The organism is Streptomyces sp. NBC_01341, assembly GCF_035946055.1.
Lineage (GTDB): Bacteria > Actinomycetota > Actinomycetes > Streptomycetales > Streptomycetaceae > Streptomyces.
This window is the reverse complement of the sequence record NZ_CP108364.1, coordinates 5,271,915-5,290,768: the sequence shown is the minus strand read 5'-3', so window position 1 is coordinate 5,290,768 and position 18,854 is coordinate 5,271,915. Positions and strand designations below refer to the sequence as shown.

General features: G+C 72.4%; 19 protein-coding genes and 1 other RNA gene. 12 read left to right on the top strand and 8 right to left on the bottom strand.

Features of this window, described 5'->3' with window-relative positions; all coding sequences use genetic code 11:
• Positions 1 to 70: 70 nt before the first annotated feature.
• Positions 71 to 1,738, bottom strand: a complete 1,668-nt coding sequence (locus OG206_RS23260) for an alkaline phosphatase D family protein (RefSeq protein WP_327119153.1) — start codon at positions 1,736 to 1,738, stop codon at positions 71 to 73.
• Positions 1,739 to 1,881: 143 nt separating this feature from the next.
• Between OG206_RS23260 and OG206_RS23255 the strand changes: the two genes are divergently transcribed.
• The 10 genes from OG206_RS23255 to OG206_RS23210 all read left to right on the top strand — a co-directional run bounded on the left by OG206_RS23255 (position 1,882) and on the right by OG206_RS23210 (position 10,765).
• The gene (locus tag OG206_RS23255) at positions 1,882 to 2,637 is read left to right on the top strand and encodes an SDR family oxidoreductase (protein ID WP_327119151.1); all 756 of its coding nucleotides are present in this window, start codon (positions 1,882 to 1,884) and stop codon (positions 2,635 to 2,637) included.
• 136 nt (positions 2,638 to 2,773) lie between these two features.
• A complete protein-coding gene (locus OG206_RS23250; RefSeq protein ID WP_327119149.1) occupies positions 2,774 to 3,238 on the top strand; it encodes a lamin tail domain-containing protein in 465 nt (154 codons plus the stop codon).
• A gap of 185 nt (positions 3,239 to 3,423) precedes the next feature.
• A complete protein-coding gene (locus OG206_RS23245; protein ID WP_327119147.1) occupies positions 3,424 to 4,278 on the top strand; it encodes a PhzF family phenazine biosynthesis protein in 855 nt (284 codons plus the stop codon).
• 81 nt (positions 4,279 to 4,359) lie between these two features.
• Positions 4,360 to 4,941 (top strand): GNAT family N-acetyltransferase, encoded by a 582-nt coding sequence (locus OG206_RS23240; protein WP_327119145.1) that lies wholly within the window; start codon positions 4,360 to 4,362, stop codon positions 4,939 to 4,941.
• 77 nt (positions 4,942 to 5,018) lie between these two features.
• Positions 5,019 to 5,921, top strand: a complete 903-nt coding sequence (locus tag OG206_RS23235) for a glycosyltransferase family 2 protein (RefSeq protein WP_327119143.1) — start codon at positions 5,019 to 5,021, stop codon at positions 5,919 to 5,921.
• Positions 5,922 to 6,112: 191 nt separating this feature from the next.
• Complete coding sequence (locus tag OG206_RS23230) at positions 6,113 to 6,595, top strand: universal stress protein (RefSeq protein ID WP_327119141.1); 483 nt, start codon at positions 6,113 to 6,115, stop codon at positions 6,593 to 6,595.
• A 147-nt stretch (positions 6,596 to 6,742) separates the two neighbouring features.
• Complete coding sequence (locus OG206_RS23225; RefSeq protein WP_327119139.1) at positions 6,743 to 7,168, top strand: pyridoxamine 5'-phosphate oxidase family protein; 426 nt, start codon at positions 6,743 to 6,745, stop codon at positions 7,166 to 7,168.
• A gap of 426 nt (positions 7,169 to 7,594) precedes the next feature.
• Entirely contained in the window at positions 7,595 to 8,794 is a 1,200-nt protein-coding gene (locus tag OG206_RS23220; RefSeq protein ID WP_327119137.1) for a cytochrome P450, read from the top strand.
• Positions 8,795 to 9,071: 277 nt separating this feature from the next.
• The gene (locus tag OG206_RS23215) at positions 9,072 to 9,692 is read left to right on the top strand and encodes an RNA polymerase sigma factor (RefSeq protein WP_327122374.1); all 621 of its coding nucleotides are present in this window, start codon (positions 9,072 to 9,074) and stop codon (positions 9,690 to 9,692) included.
• A complete protein-coding gene (locus OG206_RS23210; RefSeq protein WP_327119135.1) occupies positions 9,689 to 10,765 on the top strand; it encodes a CU044_5270 family protein in 1,077 nt (358 codons plus the stop codon). The genes OG206_RS23215 and OG206_RS23210 overlap by 4 nt, the downstream gene beginning before the upstream one ends.
• Before the next feature lie 243 nt (positions 10,766 to 11,008).
• On the opposite strand, the gene rnpB is transcribed toward OG206_RS23210, so the two are convergent.
• The 3 genes from rnpB to OG206_RS23195 form a co-directional block, all read right to left on the bottom strand.
• An RNA gene (gene rnpB, locus OG206_RS23205) (RNase P RNA component class A) lies at positions 11,009 to 11,410 on the bottom strand.
• An 18-nt stretch (positions 11,411 to 11,428) separates the two neighbouring features.
• Positions 11,429 to 11,962 carry a TetR/AcrR family transcriptional regulator gene (locus OG206_RS23200; RefSeq protein ID WP_327119133.1) on the bottom strand — a complete coding sequence of 178 codons (534 nt, stop codon included), beginning with the start codon at positions 11,960 to 11,962 and terminating at the stop codon, positions 11,429 to 11,431.
• 123 nt (positions 11,963 to 12,085) lie between these two features.
• Positions 12,086 to 13,525 carry an RNB domain-containing ribonuclease gene (locus OG206_RS23195; protein WP_327119131.1) on the bottom strand — a complete coding sequence of 480 codons (1,440 nt, stop codon included), beginning with the start codon at positions 13,523 to 13,525 and terminating at the stop codon, positions 12,086 to 12,088.
• Between the two features lie 133 nt (positions 13,526 to 13,658).
• On the opposite strand from OG206_RS23195, the gene yaaA reads away from it, so the two are divergent.
• Both yaaA and eda read left to right on the top strand, forming a co-directional pair.
• Entirely contained in the window at positions 13,659 to 14,459 is an 801-nt protein-coding gene (gene yaaA, locus OG206_RS23190; RefSeq protein WP_327119129.1) for a peroxide stress protein YaaA, read from the top strand.
• Between the two features lie 61 nt (positions 14,460 to 14,520).
• On the top strand, positions 14,521 to 15,168 hold the full coding sequence (gene eda, locus OG206_RS23185) for a bifunctional 4-hydroxy-2-oxoglutarate aldolase/2-dehydro-3-deoxy-phosphogluconate aldolase (RefSeq protein ID WP_327119127.1): 648 nt from the start codon (positions 14,521 to 14,523) through the stop codon (positions 15,166 to 15,168).
• Between the two features lie 9 nt (positions 15,169 to 15,177).
• On the opposite strand, the gene OG206_RS23180 is transcribed toward eda, so the two are convergent.
• The 4 genes from OG206_RS23180 to OG206_RS23165 are packed head-to-tail and all read right to left on the bottom strand — an operon-like array spanning position 15,178 to position 18,788.
• Complete coding sequence (locus OG206_RS23180; RefSeq protein WP_327119125.1) at positions 15,178 to 15,963, bottom strand: TSUP family transporter; 786 nt, start codon at positions 15,961 to 15,963, stop codon at positions 15,178 to 15,180.
• A gap of 10 nt (positions 15,964 to 15,973) precedes the next feature.
• Positions 15,974 to 17,212 carry a bifunctional RNase H/acid phosphatase gene (locus tag OG206_RS23175; RefSeq protein ID WP_327119123.1) on the bottom strand — a complete coding sequence of 413 codons (1,239 nt, stop codon included), beginning with the start codon at positions 17,210 to 17,212 and terminating at the stop codon, positions 15,974 to 15,976.
• Entirely contained in the window at positions 17,212 to 17,955 is a 744-nt protein-coding gene (locus tag OG206_RS23170; RefSeq protein ID WP_327122373.1) for a zinc ribbon domain-containing protein, read from the bottom strand. Before OG206_RS23170 ends, OG206_RS23175 begins: the two co-directional genes overlap by 1 nt.
• Entirely contained in the window at positions 17,952 to 18,788 is an 837-nt protein-coding gene (locus tag OG206_RS23165; protein WP_327119121.1) for a Nif3-like dinuclear metal center hexameric protein, read from the bottom strand. The genes OG206_RS23170 and OG206_RS23165 overlap by 4 nt, the downstream gene beginning before the upstream one ends.
• Positions 18,789 to 18,854 lie beyond the last annotated feature (66 nt).

The window sequence follows — 18,854 nt, the reverse complement described above, 5'->3', positions numbered from 1 at the left end:
CGTTTGGATCAGGCCGGATCAGGGAGCGGCGCCAGGGCACGCGAGCCCAGCATGATCCAATCGAGAGACCCTACGCCGGGGTGAGCCCCGGGTTGCCGGCCTCGGTCACGAAGGACGCGGCCGTGCTGACGGGCGCACCGGGGGTGGTGACCGCCGACACCGTCCGGAAGTCGGCGCGCGCCTCCTCCTTGCCGAGGCCGACGACGACGTAGCCGCGGCGGCCGTCGTAGAACTTCAGGTGCGGGTTGGCCGCCATCTGGTTGGCGTAGTTGGCCGGCTTCTCGGAGCCGTCCTTGCCGCTGGTGATCGAGGTGGCCACGATCTCGGTGCCCACCGTCCTCGACGCCGGGTCGTTGAAGTCCTTCTTCAGGTCGAAGCCGTAGGCGACGTGCACGTCACCGGTGAGGACCATCAGGTTGTCGATCCCGGCGGCCTCGGCGCCGTCCATGATCCGCTGCCGGGACGCCGGGTAGCCGTCCCACGAGTCCATGGACAGCTTGTAGGCGTCGGTCGGCACGTCGCGGCGCTGGGCGAAGGTGACCTGCTGGGGTACGACGTTCCAGTGGGCGTCCGAGCGCTTCCAGCCGTCGATCAGCCAGCGCTCCTGTGCGGCGCCCGTCATGGTGCGCGACGGGTCCTCGGACTCCGGTCCCGGGACCTTCCAGCCGTCGCCGTAGGCCTGGTTGCTGCGGTACTGGCGGGTGTCGAGGATGTCGAACTGCGCGAGCCGTCCGAACCGCAGCCGGCGGTAGAGCCGCATGTCGGGTCCGGTCGGGCGCTGCGGGGTGCGCAGCGGCTGGTTCTCCCAGTACGCGCGGTAGGCGGCGGCCCTGCGCAGCAGGAACTCCTCCGGCGGGACGTCGTTCTCCGGGGTGTCGCCCGCGTAGTTGTTCTCCGTCTCGTGGTCGTCCCACGTGACGACGAAGGGGTGCGCGGCGTGGGCGGCACGCAGGTCGGGGTCCGACTTGTAGAGGCCGTACCGCATGCGGTAGTCGTCCAGCGTGAGCGTCTCCCGGTTGAAGTGGTCGGGCAGGACGAGGCCGGTCTGGTTGCGGGCGCCGCCGACCGCCGTGACCGCGTACTCGTAGAGGTAGTCGCCGAGGTGGAAGACCACGTCGACGTCCTCGGCCGCCAGGTGCTTGTAGGCGGTGAAGTAGCCGTCGTGGTAGGCCTGGCAGGAGACCGCGGCCAGGTTGAGCGAGCTGTTGCGCGCCCCGGCGGAGGGTGCGGTGCGGGTGCGGCCGGTGGGGCTGATCCACGTGCCGGTACGGAAGCGGTAGTAGAACGTCCGGTCGTCGTCGAGGCCCTTGACGTCGACGTGCACGCTGTGGCCGAACTCCGGGTGCGCGGTGGCCGAGCCGCGCCGGACCGTGCGCCGGAAGCGCTCGTCGCGGGCGATCTCCCAGTGGACCTCGACGCGCTCGGCGGGCAGCCCGCCGTCCGCCTCGTAGGGTCGGGGCGCGAGTCTGGTCCACAGCAGCACGGAGTCGGGCAGGGGGTCGCCGGAGGCGACGCCGAGGGTGAAGGGATCCTCGGTGATCTTCCGGGCGTCGAGCTCGGCGGCGCTCGCGATGCCGGCCGTGGGCAGGTTCGCGGCGAACGCGAGCGCTGCGGCCGCACCGGTGACGGTGAGGAAGCGCCGACGGCCCACTCCCTGCCCGAGGTGCCTCGCGGCGGCACGGAACTCTTCGGAATGCCCCTGCTGTACGGGCGCGGTGCTGATCTGTGCGGGTGTCATATGCCCCTCCCCTGCTGGATGTTGCCAGAGGCATTTGAGACCGCGCGGACGACGTTGCGTGGGCACGTACACAACATCCGAATGGCGGTGCGATGAGCACCAGGTGCCGGCACGGTGCAAACCCTCCCGTACGCTGCCGGGCCATGAACGCTGAGCAGGCAATCGCAGTCGTCACAGGTGCGGGATCGGGGATCGGGAGGGCGGTCGCGCTGGCGCTCTCGGGCGCGGGGTGGACGGTGGCCCTGGCGGGGCGGCGGGCGCCGGCCCTGGAGGAGACCGCCGCGGCGGCCGGGCCGGGCCGCACGGTGTGCCTGCCGACCGACGTGACCGATCCGGACGGCGTGGCGGCGCTGTTCACGGCCGTACGGGACCGGTTCGGCCGGCTCGATCTGCTCTTCAACAACGCGGGTACGTTCGGGCCGGGTTCGGTGCCGGTCGAGGATCTCGCGTACGAGGACTGGCGGACCGTCGTGGACGTCAACCTGACGGGGACCTTCCTGTGCGCCCAGGCGGCGTACCGCCTGATGAAGGAGCAGGCCCCACAGGGCGGCAGGATCATCAACAACGGCTCCATCTCCGCACACGCCCCGCGCCCGCACTCGATCGCCTACACGGCGACGAAGCACGCGGTGACCGGCCTGACGAAGTCGCTGTCCCTGGACGGGCGGCCGTACCGGATCGCCTGCGGCCAGATCGACATCGGCAACGCCGCGACCGACATGACGGAGCGCATGAGCACGGGGATCCTCCAGGCCAGCGGCGAGGTGGCCGTCGAGCCCGTGATGGCCGCGGCGGACGTGGCGCGGACCGTCCTGCACATGGCGGAGCTGCCCCTGGAGGCCAACGTGCAGTTCGCGACGGTGCTGGCCACGGCGATGCCGTACGTGGGCCGAGGCTGACCGACTCGCTTCACAATTGCCCTGATCTTGCTGTCAGTTGAAAGAGTTTGCGAATTTCTCCCGGCCCGTCCGGGCAAGCGCGTGCTGCCCGTATGCTGCTGACCTTCACCAGTTGCACACAGAAGGACCACACCGCATGCGCATACGCACCGCCGCGCCCCTCGCCCTGGCCGCCGCCACCGCACTGGCCGGCTCGCTCCTCGCCACGGCTCCGGCCTCGGCGGCCTCCCACCAGGGCGGGCTGCACCTCGGCAAGATCCAGTACGACAGCCCGGGGTCCGACAACCGCTCGAACACCTCACTGAACGCCGAGTACGTGGACATCCACAACAACGGCCGGTCCACGCTGCAGCTGAGGGGCTACAAGCTGAAGGACAACACCGGCTACACGTACACCTTCCCGGGCCACACCGTCGGCGCGGGAAAGACGGTCCGGGTCCACACCGGCAAGGGCCGCGACAGCGGGGCCCACGCGTACTGGAACCGCGGCTCGTACGTCTGGAACAACACCGGCGACAAGGCCCGCCTGTACAAGCCGAGCGGCGCGCTCCTCGACTCCTGCTCCTGGCCGAAGGGCAGCGGGGTCAAGGTCTGCCACTGACCACAGTGACCGGGCCGCCGCGGCCCAAGGGGGGGTCCGCGGCGGCCGGGAGGTGGTCCGGAGCGTCAGGGCTCCGGACCACCTCGGGACCCGCCCGGGGGATGCCCTCCGCCCGGACACTCCCGCACCGCACCCGGCGGCACGGGCCGGGAATGCGCGCCGGAGCCGCCCGGTTGAGCCGGTACATGAGCCCACTGCCGCGCGCCGAGGTCCTCCGCTACACCGCCTTCTCCGCCGACCCGGACGGCGGTAACCCGGCCGGTGTCGTCCTGGACGCCTCCGGACTGGACGACGCCGGGATGCTCGCCGTCGCCGCAGAGCTGAACTACAGCGAGTCGGCGTTCCTCACCGCTCCGGACGGCCTCGGCGGCTACACCATCCGCTACTTCAGCCCCAGGGCCGAGGTCCCCTTCTGCGGTCACGCCACCGTCGCCGCCGCCATCGCGCTGGCGGAGCGGGACGGCCCGGGCGACCTGGTCCTCGCCACCGCCGCCGGCCCGGTCCCGGTCACGGTCACCCGCGAGGGCGAGGAACTGCGCGCCACCCTCACCAGCGTCGAGCCGCACATCACGGACGTCGCCCCCGGGGACCTGGCGGAGGCCCTGTCCGCCCTGTCCTGGCCGGCCGTCGACCTGGACGCCGCCCTTCCGCCCCGCATCGCCTACGCGGGCGCCCACCACCTGGTCCTGTCCGCCGCGACGCGGGAACGGCTGGCGGACCTGTCGTACGACTTCGACCGGCTGGAAGCGCTCATGCACCGGCTCGGCCTGACGACCGTGCAGCTGGTGTGGCGCGAGTCGGAGACCGTCTTCCACGTACGCGACCCGTTCCCGGTCGGCGGCGTGGTCGAGGACCCGGCGACCGGCGCGGCGGCGGCCGCCTTCGGGGCGTACGCGCGCGAGCTCGGCCTCGTCCCGGACGACGCGGTGCTCACCCTGCACCAGGGCGCCGACATGGGCCGGCCGGGCACCCTCACGGTCGGGCTCCGTCCGGGTGACCCGCGCATCAGGGTGAGCGGGACGGGCACCCGTATCGGCTGAACTCGCCGCGACCTTCGCCGGCCTGGGCGGCGGGTGAGTCGGGCCACCCCCGAGGGGCGGCCGCGCGGCAGGATGGCGGTCATGGCACCACCCCTGACCGTCCCCAGCATGACCGCCGGAGCGGACTTCGTCCTGCGGCCCTGGGAGATGAGCGACCTGCCCCTCGTCCGCGAGGCCGCGGAGGACGACTACATCCCGCTGATCACCACGATCCCGACGCCGTACTCCGACGCCGGTGCGCAGGCCTTCGTCAGACGGCAGTGGAGCCGGGCGGAGACGGGGACCGGGTACCCCTTCACCATCGCCAGGACCCGGGACCGCAGACCGGTCGGCTCCATCGGCCTCTGGCTCACGGAGGAGACCGAGGGCCGGGCGTCGCTCGGCTACTGGATGACGGGCCGGGCGCGCGGCCAGGGCGTGGCGGGAGCGGCCCTGCGCACGGTCACGACCTGGGCCCTGCACGAGCTGGGCATCCCTCGCGCGCAGCTCCTCATCGAGCCGTGGAACACCGCGTCGGTGCGCACCGCGGAGAGCGCCGGATACCGCTGCGAGGGACTGCTGCGCGGCTGGCAGGAGATCGGCGGCCGCCGCCGGGACATGCTGATGTACGCCCGGTTGAACGACGACCGTCCCGCCGGTGACAGGGCGCCGACGGGAGGCTGAACGGCAAGACGTTACGATCGCGGGCACCGCGGCCGAAACACGCTGCCGCGGCAACCGAACCCCAGGAGTGACGCACCTTGTCCGTACCACGCATCGGCGTATCGGTCGTGACCATGGGAGACCGCCCGCAGCAGGTCGAGGCGCTGCTGGCGTCGGTGGCCATGCAGGATGTGCGGCCCACCCGCGTCGTCGTCGTGGGCAACGGTTCGCCGCTCCCCGACTACACCGCCTTCCCGGGTCTGACGGATCTCACCGGCGGGGTGACCCTGCTGGAGCTCGACGAGAACCTGGGCTGCCCCGGCGGCCGCAACGAGGCGCTGAAGGCCCTCGCGGACTTCGGCGACGTGGACGTGGTGATCGAACTCGACGACGACGGGCTCCTGGTGGACAAGGACGTCTTCCGCACGGTCGAGAAGCTGTACGCGGACGACCCCGGGCTCGGCATCGTGGGCTTCCGCATCGCCGACGAGCACGGCGAGACCCAGCGCCGGCACGTCCCGCGCCTGCGCGCCAAGGACCCGATGCGCCGCGGACCGGTCACCGCCTTCCTCGGCGGCGGCCACGCGCTCTCCATGGAGATGCTCGCCGGGACCGGGACCTGGCCGGCGGAGTTCTTCTTCACGCACGAGGAGACGGACCTGTCCTGGCGTGCGCTCGACGCGGGCTGGAAGATCCTCTACGAGCCCTCGCTGCTGCTCCAGCACCCCAAGACGTCCCCGGCCCGGCACGCGGTCTACTACCGCATGACCGCCCGTAACCGCGTCTGGCTGGCCCGCCGCCACCTTCCCGCGCCGCTGGTCCCCGTGTACCTCGGCACCTGGATCCTGCTCACCGTCCTGCGTACCCGCTCGGTCTCCGGGCTGCGCGCCTGGGCGTCCGGTTTCGCCGAGGGGATGCGCACCCCGTGCGGCGTGCGCAGGCCGATGCGCTGGCGGACGGTGTGGCGCATGACGCGTCTGGGCCGCCCTCCGGTCATCTGACCGCGGACTGCCGGAAGGATCCCGCGGGCAGCGCTCCGCTCCCGCGCTCCTGACCACCGCCGGACGGACACCGTCAGCACCCCGTCATGATCCGGGGCCGTCGCGTCAGAGCTCCGTCAGTGCCGCACACGACGTACCCCGGCCCGCGCTGTCATGGGAGCCGAAGGGCGGACGGGAGCGAGGCGGAGCGGATGTTGTCCAGGGTCGTGGTCGGTGTGAGCGGAACGTCCGGAGGGCTGGCGGCGTTGCACGCTGCCGCCGCCGAAGCGCGGGTGCGCGCCGCGGAGTTGTGGGCGGTACTGGCCTGGGACGTTCCCGGGGGCGGAGTCGGCGGCCGGGGCCCCGATACGTTCTCCCCCTCGCTCGCGCTGCACCGCGCCGATGCCACCGCGAGGCTGCGCGACGCCCTCGACCTGGCCTTCGGCATCGGCGGTCCCGGGGTGTCCGTCACCGGCCTCGCGGTACGGGGCACGCCCGGCGCCGTGCTCGTGGACGCGGCCCGCGGCCCGGAGTGCGTGATCGTGGTGGGGACGGGATCGGGCGGGGCGCTGTCCCGTCGCCTGCGTCCGTCCGTGGCGCGCTACTGCCTGGCGCACGCACCCTGTCCGGTGCTGGCCGTGCCGCCGTGGCCCCTGCTGACCGGACCGGCCGTCGCCCACCGGCACATCGTCTGAGCGGCCCGTGGCCCGGACGTCCGGCCGGGCGGGCCCGGTCGGGTACGACAGCGGGAGTCGGCGTGTAACACCACTGCCGATCCGGGGCGAACGTTGCATAATGCGGCGCTGAGGCACCATCACCCGGTCCTGTCGAGGAGTGCACCCGTGGCGTTGACCCGTGCAGAGCGTGAGCAGTTTCTGGCCGAACCGCATGTCGCGGCCCTGGCCGTGGACGCGGCCGAGGGACGGGCACCGCTGACCGTGCCGATCTGGTACCAGTACGCGCCCGGCGGCCACCTCTGGATCATGACCGGCCGCGATTCCCGGAAGGGGGCCGCGATCGCCCGGGCAGGCCGTTTCAGCATGATGGCCGACCGCCTCGAACCGACCATCCGCTACGTCTCCGTCGAGGGCCCCGTCGTCGCCACGCTTCCCGCCACCCGCGAACAGCTCGTCGAGATCTCCTCGCGCTACCTGCCCGCGGACAAGGTCGACGGCTACGTCGACTTCGCGTGGAAGGAGCACGGCGCGCAGGTCGTCATCCACATGCGGCCCGAGCGCTGGCTCAGCTCCGACCTCGGCAACCTCTGAGCGCCCGAGGGGCCTCGTACACCTCCGGCCGCAGGCCGCCGCCCTCGCCAGGGAGCGGACACGTGGCCCCCGGGTGACATAGAGAGGAACCTGCGCCCCCGCGACGGTCCGGACCGGCCGCGAGGGCGCAGTCTCCGCGCCACCCTCGCATCACCTGTTCAGCCGGTAACGATCGTCGCATACGGGCAACTCGAACGGTTTCGGCGAGGCGCGGCGTAGATCTATTTGACGTGTCAATTACGCCGTGATTGGGTCCCTTCACATCAGCACCGACCGGACGCGGCCGGACGCGAAAGGCCGTCGGCACGGAACAGCTGCCGACGGGTGACCGGCTGCGTACGGCGCCCACCGAGCGGAACACGACCACCCGGCCGGCGCACCACGCCCGACGCCGCGTCCTTACGGCATCTACCCCAGGACTTGATCATGACTGAACGTCTGACGCGCGGATTCGCCGTGACGGACCGCGAGCCGAAATGCCCCTTCGATCCGTCGGCCCGCCTCGTCGGCATGGCCCGGGCGGAGGAACCGGCACGGGTCCCGATGTACGAGCCGAGGTTCGGCGACGCGGACGTGCTCGTCGTGTCCCGGCACGCGGACGCCCGCGCCGTCCTGGGCGACAACCGCCTGCGGTACAGCCATCTGCCGCTCGCCGACGGCAGCCCCCGGACGTTCATGCCCGGCTTCCCGCCCGACTTCGACGGCGCCGAGCACGCACGCCTGCGCCGCATGCTCTCCGGGATCTTCACCCGCAAGCGGGTACAGACCCTGCGGCCGATGATCGAGCGGGTCGTGGCCGAGTGCCTGGACGCGACGGAGAAGGCAGGGCCTGGAGCGGACCTCGTCGCGACCTTCGCTCTGGCGGTCCCTTCGAACGTGATCGGCGAGGTGCTCGGGGTGCCTTCCGAGCTGCGTCACGACTTCCACCGGCTCAGCACCGGGATCGTCAACTTCGCGAGCTCCCCGACGGAGTACTTCGCACACCTCGGCGCGTTCCGCGAGTACATCACGCACGTGGTGGAAGAGATCCGCCGGGAACCCGGCGAGGGGCTCATCAGTTCGCTGCTGAGCGAGGACGAGGGGAAGCTCAGCACGGCGGAGATCATCGGCATGACCAGTGCCCTCGTCGTGGCCGGACACGAGACGACCGCAGCGATGATCGGCGTGAGCGCGCTGGCACTCATCCAGCAGCCCGAACAGCTGGCGCTGCTGCTCGCCGGCGGCGAGGACAGCACCGAGAACGCCGTGGAGGAGTTCCTCCGGTACATGAGCATCTCGGGAGTGTTCCCCCGCGCGGCCACCGAGGACGTCACCATCGGTTCGTGGCAGGTGAAGGCCGGTGAACGAGTCCTGGTCTCCCTGCTGAACGCGAACCGTGACCCGGAACTGCTGCCGGAACCGAACCGGCTCGACCTTTCCCGCGAGCCGGTCGCGCACCTGGCCTTCGGATTCGGCACCCACCAGTGCCCCGGTCAGCACCTGGCCCGCCTGGAACTCCAAGTGGCCCTGCCGGCCCTGTTCCGCCGCTTCCCCGGTCTCGCGTCGGCGGTCCCGGCCGAGGAACTGGCCTTCCACAGCGACGGGGCGAACGTCTACGGCCTGGAGGCACTTCCCGTCACGTGGTGACGGCGCACTACGCCGGAAGGGGCCCCCGACAGGTCGGGGGCCCCTTCCGGCGTAGTGCGGGAGGTGGCGGGAGACGAGCCGGGCGGCTCGGAATCCGGCCGGGGGCCGGGTCACATCGACCGGTTCGAACCGGATGATCCCGGTCGCCGACCGGCGCCGTCCGCCACATCAGGCCTTTCGATCTTCCCGTTTCACGGAGGTGTGGCGCAGGACACGGGAACGCGGTCGGGTCGGCGGAGAGTTAATGGGTGTGAGGCATACAGAAACCAGTGAGTCGTTGCGAGCGCGCGTGCGGGCGGGGGACCGTGCGGCGTTCGCCGACCTGTACGAACAGAACGCTCGCGCTGTGTACAGACATGCCCTGAGGCTGACGGGTAACTGGTCGGAGGCCGAGGAAGTGATGTCGGAGACCTTCCTGGGCGCCTGGCGTACCCGGGAGTCGCTGGATCCGGAGGGTGGTCCCCTCACACCGTGGCTGCTCGGCATCGCCACGCACAAGGCGCACAACGCCAACCGTGGCCTTCGTCGGCGGCTCGCCTTCCTGGCAGGCAGTCCGGAGCCCCGGCCGGTGGAGGACTTCGCGGACGAGACGGCCGGCCGGATCGACGATGCCCGCCACCTCGAGTCGGTCCATGAAGCCCTGCGTCGGCTGAGCCGCCCGGACCGTGAGGTGATCGCTCTGTGCGTGGGTGCCGGGCTGGACTACCAGCAGGCCGCCGAGGCGCTGGGCATCCCGGTCGGCACCGTGAGGTCGCGGCTCTCCCGCGCTCGGGCGCGGCTGGCCCGCCACAGCTCAGGCCCTGTGTTTCGAAAGAACCGGGAACCGCGGGGCCGTCGCGGAGAGAAAGAGAGTGAAGCCGCAATCGCGGCCCTGTTCTTGCAGGAGGAAACCCGATGAACGCCGACAACTCACGCGCCGGCTCTGCCCGGAGTGAGGCAGAAGAACTGCTCTCCGCTCCGGTCGACTGGGACCTCTCGCCGAGCCGCCACCTTCACCACAAGGACATTCTGATGCAGCAGATCGATCACGATCGCAACTCCGCCGGCGAGACGTTGCCCGCTCCCACCCGCCGCCGCAGGCTGCCGCGCCTGGCCCTGTTGGTGCCCGCCACGTCACTGGCCCTGGCCGGCGCCCTGGTCGTCACCCTTTCCGGCGGCGACCACGCCTCCGCCCCGACGGCCAAGTCCGCTGTCTCCTCACCGGCCCGCGTCACCAACGCATCCGTCACGCTGGGCCGGATCGCCGATGCCGCCATGAAGACGGACGCGACGCCGGTCCGGGAGGACCAGTTCGCGTACCTCCGGCTCCTGACGCGCGAGAACAAGGGCGCTCTCGGCGGCCGGGTGGTGCTCGGTGCAGCACACAAGGAGGAACGGTGGCTGGGGCAGGCGCCCGGCCCGGTGACCACGACCGGCTGGTTCCGCTCGAGCGGGAAGGACGCCATGATGCCTGGTCAGCTGGGACCGATGACCACCACGTCTCCCGTGCGGCCCGGTGTGTGGTATCCCACCTACGCGTGGCTTGCCTCGCTGCCCACCGAACCCGACGCCCTGCTCGAACTGCTCTACGCCCAGACCAGGGTGGATGAGCGGGAATCGAAGGAGGAGGCCGTCTTCGGGACTGTCGGTGACCTGCTCTCCAACGCGATCATGCCGCCCGCGACAGCCTCCGCGCTGTACCAGGCTGCCGCGAAGATCCCCGGCATCACCTGGATCCCTGACGCCACCGACGCGGCCGGACGCCATGGCATCGGCATCACCCGCAGGGACGCCCGCTCTCTTACCCGGACCGTGTTGATCTTCAACAAGGACACCCTCGCCTACACGGGCTCGCAGTCGTACTTCATCAACCACGGGTCCAAGGCCAACGCCGGCGGTACTACGGGCGACGTGCTGTACGGCATCAACGCCATGATGGAACGCGGGGTCGTCGACCGGCATGACGAGGTGCCCGCGAAGACCGCCGGCTGACTCCGGCCTGTAGACGGGGACGGCTGAAAAGGGGTCCTGCTGCCCGACCGGGCAGCAGGACCCCTGGCGTACGCGTCGCCACGGAACCTCATAACCCGACAGAAGCGAATGACGGGGGCGGCCTCGCCCCTACGGCTGGTGCCGGGGCCGCGGGCCGACCGGAGCCCTTGCGCAGACCTGCGGCTCGTGGGGCTCCGGTCGTGCTGTCCGCGCCGGGCACACTGGCGAAACCGCTGGTGGCGGCAGACGAGTCGGGCTGTACGCCGGGTTCTGTCTCCCGGTCGCCTCGCGGCGGCCGGGGAGACGGCCATCCATCTAGGACCGGCATTGCTGCCGGCCTCGTGCGGTCTACCCGCGAACTCGGGCGAGCAGCCCTCGGTCGTTCGCGCAGAACCGTCGTGCGACGGTCCCTCTTGACCTTGCTCCGGGTGGGGTTTACCTAGCCGCCTGAGTCACCTCAGGCGCTGGTGGTCTCTTACACCACCGTTTCACCCTTACCCGGGACCGGAGTCCCGGGCGGTCTGTTTTCTGTGGCACTGTCCCGCGGGTCACCCCGGGTGGCCGTTAGCCACCACCCTGCCCTGTGGAGCCCGGACGTTCCTCGGGAGGATCCGGGGATCCTCACGCGGCCGTCCGCCCGGCTCGTCTGCCGTGGTGACCATGCTACCCGGCGGCGCGACCGGCGAAGGCCGCGATGCCCGCCTCCCAGACGGCCGGCACGTCGGCCCCCGGGGGGAACCCGCCGCCCAGTTCCAGGACCACCATCCCGTGGGCGAAGGCCCAGGCCGCGCGGGCACCGGCCTCGTCGCCCCCGGCGGTGCGGAAGAGCGGTGCCGCGGCCGCGTCCGCCGCCGCGGCGGGAGGGAGTGCCCTGCCCATGGTGACGAGGTAGAGGTGTGGGTGGCCCAGTGCGTAGGCCCGGTAGGCCGTGGCGAGCGCGGCGAACGACCCCGGGGCGGCGCTCTCCGCCGTCGCCAGCACGCCGGCGACCTCCCTCAGCATCTCCCCGGCGAGGACCGTCAGCAGGTGGGACTTGTCCGGGAAGTGCTTGTAGAGGGCGGACGCCCGCACACCCACCCGGTCGGCCACCCGGCGCATGGTGAGCGCCTCCTGCCCTTCAGCCTCCAGCAGGACGCGCGCGGCGGTGACGATCTGCCGGCGCCGGCTGACGGCGGGGCCGGCGGCGAGATCGGTCACGCGGGAGCCTTCCTGGTGCGTGCGGTGCGGTAGGTGTGAGGTGTGCGGCGCGCTGGGTGCGCCGCAGCGTGCACGCGACGTCGTGATCGTACGAGACGACGCCGGCAGCCCTGCTCCGAGGGCTCACGCGGGCACGAACAGCACCTTCGACGGGCCGGGTTCCGCGCGGGTCAGACGGACCCTCAGCCGTTCGCCCAGCGGGAGCGGCGTGCCGGACTCGATGCGGGCGACGATCGCCGGGTCCTCGATGTGGACGGTGCCGACGGCCGGCCGGTCCTCCTTGACGTCGACGACGTATCCGTCGAAGATCTCGCCGACCCGGGTCCTGAGCAGCGCCGCCTCGACCACGTCGACGCACTCCCGCTCCACCGTGTTGGCCCGGCGGCTGCCGTCGGCCATCTCCTTCGGCAGGCCGGGCAGGGCCCGGAGCACCCATTCCGGCACCCGGGCCTCCGCGGTCGCGGAGAGACACAGTTCGGCGGCGTACCTGTCGACGAGACGGCGCAGCGGCGCGGTGCAGTGCGTGTAGAGCTCCGCCACCGCGGCGTGCACGGCGGGGGTGGGGAGTTCCCCGTGCTCGAACACGCTGTAGCCGGCGCCGCGCAGGAGCGTGGTGCACTCCTGGAGGAACGCCGCGTGGCTGCTCTTCGCGGGATCCAGCGAGCGCACCACCTCGGCGTAGGCGACGTGGTGGGGCCAGTCGATGTGCAGGGCCTCCGCGGAGCGCCTGAGCCTGGCCACGGCACCGTCCGGGGCGACGGGCAGCGTACGGAGGATGCCGGTGCCCGAGTCACGCATCATCGCCGCGGCCGCCATTCCGGTGAGCAGGGAGAGCTGGGCGTTCCAGCCGTCCGCCGGCAGCGGTGTGCGGTAGCCCAGGCCGTAGGTTCCGTCGCGTTCGACGATCTCCTGCTCGGGCACGTTCAGTGAGATGCCGCCCCGCGCGGTCTCCTGTTCCTCGCGCAGCCTGCCGATGACCGCCAGCAGGGCGAGCGGTTCCTCGGCGGTCCCCGCGTCGATCTGGCGCTGGACCCCCGCGTAGTCGAGTTTCGCCCTGCTGCGCACGAGGGCGCGGCGCACCTCGGCCCCGACGGTGCGGCCCTCCGGGTCGAGGTCGATCCGCCACAGGGCGGCGGGACGCGTCTCGCCGGGAAGGAGGCTGGCAATGCCTTCGGAGAGCAGGGCGGGGTGCAGGGGGACTCTGCCGTCGGGGAAGTAGAGCGTCGTCACCCGCCGGTGCGCCTCGGCGTCGAGTGCGCCGCCGGGGCGGACGAAGGCGGCGACGTCGGCGATGGCGTAGAACACCCGGAAGCCGTGCCTGCGCCGCTCCAGGTACAGGGCCTGGTCGAGGTCGGTGGAGGCGGGCGGGTCGATGGTGAGGAACGGAAGGTCGGTGGCGTCGAGGTGGGCCGACACGTCGGGGGCCCTCGCCGCCTCGCCTGCTTCGGCGAGCACGGCGGGCGGGAAGCCGTCGGGCACGTCCAGCCGTGTGCGCAGCTCACGCAGGGCCGCCCGGAGGGGGCTGTCCTCTGCGCCTGTCATGTGAAGCCGGCGGCGGGGCATGCCACCGAGCGTAGGTCGGTGCGGGGCGGTCGGCATCCCGGTCGGGGGCGGTTCGCGTGCCTCGGGTCGCCGTACCCTTGCTGCGGGGTTCCCGCGTGTCAGGGGCCCTGTGCCGCGTCCGAAGGAGAATTCCGTGCTCGTGTTGTTGCCGCCCTCCGAAGGTAAGGCCGCATCGGGGCGCGGGGCACCGCTGAAGCCGGAGTCGCTGTCTCTGCCCGGCCTTTCCGAGGCCCGTGCCGCGGTCCTCGACGAGCTGGTCGAACTGTGCGTGGCCGACGAGGAGAAGGCCCGCGATGTGCTCGGACTGAGCGAGGGCCTGCGCGGCGAGGTGGCGAAGAACGGGGAGCTGCGCACGGCGGGCACCCGCCCGGCCGGGGAGATCTACACGGGCGTGCTCTACGACGCGCTGGGTCTGGCCACCCTGGACGCCGCCGCGAAGCGGCGGGCCGGGAAGTCTCTGCTGGTCTTCTCCGGGCTCTGGGGCGCGGTCCGGACCGGCGACCGCATCCCGTCGTACCGCTGCTCGATGGGCGTGAAGCTGCCCGGGCTGGGCGCCCTGGGCGCGCACTGGCGCGCCCCGATGGCGAAGGTCATGCCGGAGGCGGCCGGGGACGGACTGGTGCTGGACCTGCGGTCGTCGGCGTACGCGGGCGCGTGGAAGCCCGCGGGCGAGATCGCCGGGCGGACGGCGAGCGTGCGGGTCCTCCAGTCGCAGGTGGTGAACGGGGTCGAGAAGCGGTCCGTGGTCAGCCACTTCAACAAGGCGACGAAGGGCCGGATGGTCCGCGATCTGCTGATGGCCGGTGCCCGCCCGAAGGGGCCGGCCCAGCTGGTCGAGGTGCTCCGCGACCTGGGGTACGTGGTGGAGGCCGAGGCTCCGGGACGGGCCGGCCGGCCGTGGGCCATCGACGTGGTGGTCACCGAGATCCACTGAGCCGTTGCAGTATGCGCAACGCTCGTTGCGCATACTGCTGATCTCGCGGCAGGATGAGCCCATGACCTCCTCCGCGCCCTCCGTCGTGTCCTCCTCCGTCCTGGACCTCGCCCCCGTCGTCCCCGTCGTCGTCCTGGAGGACGCGGCCGACGCGGTGCCGCTGGCCCGCGCGCTCGTCGCGGGCGGGCTGCCCGCCATCGAGGTCACGCTGCGCACGGCGGCCGCCCTCGACGCGATACGGGCGATCGCCTCGGAGGTACCCGGAGCCGTGGTCGGCGCGGGCACGGTGATCTCGCCCGCACACGTCGCCGCGACGGAGGCCGCCGGGGCCCGCTTCCTGGTCAGCCCCGGCTGGACGGACGCCTTGCTGGAGGCGATGAAGAGCTCGGGCCTGCCGTTCCTGCCCGGGGTCTCGACGACGTCCGAGGTGGTCGCACTGCTGGAGCGCGGAGTCACCGGGATGAAGTTCTTCCCGGCCGAGGCGGCCGGCGGCACCGCCTACCTGAAGGCTCTGTCCTCCCCGCTGCCCCAGGCCCGGTTCTGCCCGACGGGCGGCATCTCGCTCGCGTCGGCACCCTCCTACCTGGCGCTGCCCAACGTCGGCTGCGTCGGCGGCAGCTGGATGGTGCCGGGCGACGCCGTGGCGGCGAAGGACTGGGCGCGGGTCGAGCGGCTGGCCGCCGAGGCATCGGCGCTGGGCCGCGGCTGAGCCTCCCGCTCAGCTCACGGCCCGGACCGCGTACAGCAGACCGATGCCCAGCGCGAGGAGGCCCAGCAGCAGCCGCAGGCCCGTCTCCGGGAGTCGGGGCGCCAGCCGCGCGCCGAGATAGCCGCCGCAGAGCCCGCCGAGACCGCAGGCGAAGCCGAGGGGCCAGTCAGGGGCTATGTCGCCCGTCGCCGTGAGGGACAGCAGCGCGTACACGCCCGCCCCGGCCAGGGAGGTGACGAACGTGCAGGCCAGCGCGGCGGGGGCGACCTTGGCGACGGGGACCCCGCGCCCCACGAGGATCGGTCCCAGCAGCGAGCCTCCGCCGATGCCGTAGACCCCGCCCGCGACGCCGACTGCCAGGGCGAGCCCTGTGGTGGCACGCCGAGACGGTGGTCCCGCCGCCGTTCCGCGCGGTGCGGGGCGCATCGTGCGGGCGCACAGCCAGACCCCTAGCGGGAGCAGCAGTACGGCGATGAACGCCCGGAAGACGGTGGCGCCCGGCACGGCGAAGACCCGGATCATCGCGCCGATCGCGACCCCCGGCACGGCTCCCGCGACCAGCAGCCGGGGCAGCGGCCCGCGCAGCCGCCCGCCCCTGCGGTAGCGCAACAGGGCGCCGGGGCACGACACCACGTTGTACAGCAGGTTGGTGGGCGTCACCGCGGGGCTCGGCACCCCGAGCACACTGACCTGCACCGGAAGCAGGAACACCGCTCCGGACACCCCCACGGGTGCGGTCACCATGGAGAGCAGCAGCCCCGCCGCGAAGCCGAGGACACCGGTGGGCCAGGTCACGGCAGCGATGTCAGCGCAGGTGCGAGGTGTCGTTGAGCACCCTCAGCGACGGGTTCCCGTCCGCGTAGTACGCCACGGTCGACACGGAGGCCGGCGAGAGTTCCATGCGGAACAGTGACTCCGGCGGAGCGCCCAGCGCGAGCCGGACCAGCGTCTTGATCGGGGTCACGTGGGTGACCAGGAGCACGGTGCGGCCCGCGTGGCGGGCGACGAGACGGTCGCGGGCGGCCGAGACCCTTTCGGTGACCTCCGCGAAGCTCTCGCCCCCGCCCGTGGGTGCCACGTCGGGGGACGCGAGCCACGCGGTCAGGTCGGAGGCGTACCGCTCGCGCACCTCGGCGAAGGTGAGCCCCTCCCAGACGCCGAAGTCCGTCTCGCGCAGACCCTCCTCGATGCGGACCTCAAGCCCCAGGCGGCCGGCGACGGCAGCGGCCGTCTCCCGGCAGCGCCGCATCGGGGAGCTGATGATCTCCTGGACCGTGCCCAGCGCGGCGAAGGCGTCGGCCGCGCAGGTGGCCTGGTGACGGCCGGTGGCCGAGAGCTCGGGGTCGGTGCCGCCGCTGCCGGAGAACCGCTTCTCCGGGGTCAGGGCCGTCTCGCCGTGCCGGAGCAGGACGAAGGTGGCGGGCGCTCCCAGATCGGGGGCGCTCCCCCAGCCCGTCTGCGGAGCGGCCGCCGGCGCCGGACGGGCGGCGGCCATCGCCGCGCGGACCTTAGCCGCGCCCGCGACCGGGTCGCCGGGAGGGCCTTCGGCGGACTCGGGCACATCGGCCGGACGCCCGGTGTCCAGGTCGGCCGTCGACGAGGCCCGGTCCCACCGCTCCCCCCGCTTGCCCGCGTCCATCGCCTCGTTGGCGAGCCGGTCGGCGTGCTTGTTCTCGGCGCGCGGGATCCACTGGTACGTCACGGAGGAGGCGGGCAGGATGCCCGCCGCCTCGGCGGCGAGCGGTTTCATGTCGGGGTGCTTGATCTTCCAGCGGCCCGACATCTGCTCGACCACCAGCTTGGAGTCCATCCGGACGTGCACGCGCAGGTCGGCGTCCGGAAACAGGGCCCTGGCCGCCTTCAGTCCGGCGATCAGGCCCTTGTACTCGGCGACGTTGTTCGTCGCGACGCCGATGTACTCGGCGGCCTCGGCGAGCGTCCCGCCCGTGACGGGGTCGAGGACGACCGCGCCGTATCCGGCGGGTCCCGGGTTGCCCCGGGAGCCTCCGTCGGCCTCGACGACCAGCTGGTGGGAGGCGGGCATTACAGGCCCGACTCCGACGTACGGACGAGGATGCGGTGGCAGTTCTCGCAGCGCAGGACGGTGTCGGGGGACGCGGCCTTCACGTCGTTGACCTCGGTGATGTTCAGCTCCAGGCGGCAGCCCTCGCAGCGGCGCTGGTAGAGCCGGGCCGCACCGACGCCGCCCTGCTGGGCGCGCAGCTTGTCGTACAGCTTGAGCAGGTCGGCGGGGACGGAACCCGCGACGACCTCGCGGTCCTTGCCCACCGTGGCGGCGTCGCCGTCGATCTCCTGGGTGGCCGCGTCCCGCCGGGCGGTCGCGTCGTCCACCTTGGCCTGGACGGCGCGCACGCGCTCGGTCAGCTCGGTGACGCGCTCCTGGGCGGACTCGCGGCGCTCCATGATCTCGAGGACGACGTCCTCCAGGTCGCCCTGGCGCTTGGCCAGCGAGGTGATCTCGCGCTGCAGGCTCTCCAGGTCCTTCGGCGAGGAGACCGCGCCGGAGTCGAGCCGCTGCTGGTCGCGGACGGCGCGCTGGCGCACCTGGTCGACGTCCTGCTCCGCCTTCGACTGCTCGCGGGTGGTGTCGCTCTCCTCGGTCTGCGAGGCGACGAGCAGGTCGCGCAGCTGGGCGAGGTCGTTGTTGAGCGCGTCGATCTCGGCGTGCTCCGGCAGCGATGTCCGCCTGTGGGAGAGCTGCGACAGGCGTACGTCGAGTGCCTGGACTTCGAGGAGTCGGATCTGGTCGGCGGGCGCGGCGTTCAGTTGGGGGCTCCAGAAGAGTGGTGGGTGGTCCAGGGGTCGGTGACCTGCTTCGAGACGTGGACCCGCAGGTCCCATCCGTGGCGGTCGGAAAGTGCGTCGAGCTGCGCGGCGGCCTGTTCGCACCAGGGCTGTTCGGTGGCCCAGTGTGCGGCATCGACGAGGCCGAGCGGCGAGTGCTGGACGGCCTCGGAGGCCGGGTGGTGGCGCAGGTCCGCGGTGAGGAAGGCGTCCACACCCGCCGCGCGTACGGCGTCGAAGAGGCTGTCGCCGGACCCGCCGCTCACCGCGACCCGCCGCACGACGGCGTCCGGGTCGCCGGCCAGCCTGATGCCCTGCGCGGCGGCGGGCAGCCGGGCGGCGGCGCGGGCGGCGAACTCGCGGAGGGTCTCGGGGTGGTCGAGCTCGCAGACCCGGCCGAGGCCCCGCCGGCCCGCGGGGTCCGTGGGGTCCGGGACGAGCGGGCCGGTGACCCGCAGGTCCAGGGCGCCGGCGAGGGCGTCGGAGACCCCGGGGTCGGCGGTGTCCGCGTTGGTGTGCGCCACGTGCAGGGCGATGTCGTGCTTGATGAGGTCGTGCACGACCCGGCCCTTGAAGGTGGTGGCCGCGACCGTCGTCGTACCGCGCAGATAGAGCGGGTGGTGGGTGACGATCAGCTGGGCACCGAGGGTCCGGGCCTCCTCGACGACCGGCCGGACGGGGTCGACGGCGAAGAGGACCCGGTCGATCTCCGCTGCGGGGTCGCCGCAGACCGTGCCGACGGCGTCCCATTCCTCGGCGCGCTCGGGGGGCCAGAGGGCGTCGAGCTCGGCGATGACTTCAGACAGACGGGGCACGGGGGAAAGGCTACCTGCCCCCCGTGCCCCGCCGCCCCTGGCCGCCGGGGCTCGTGCGAGCGGAAC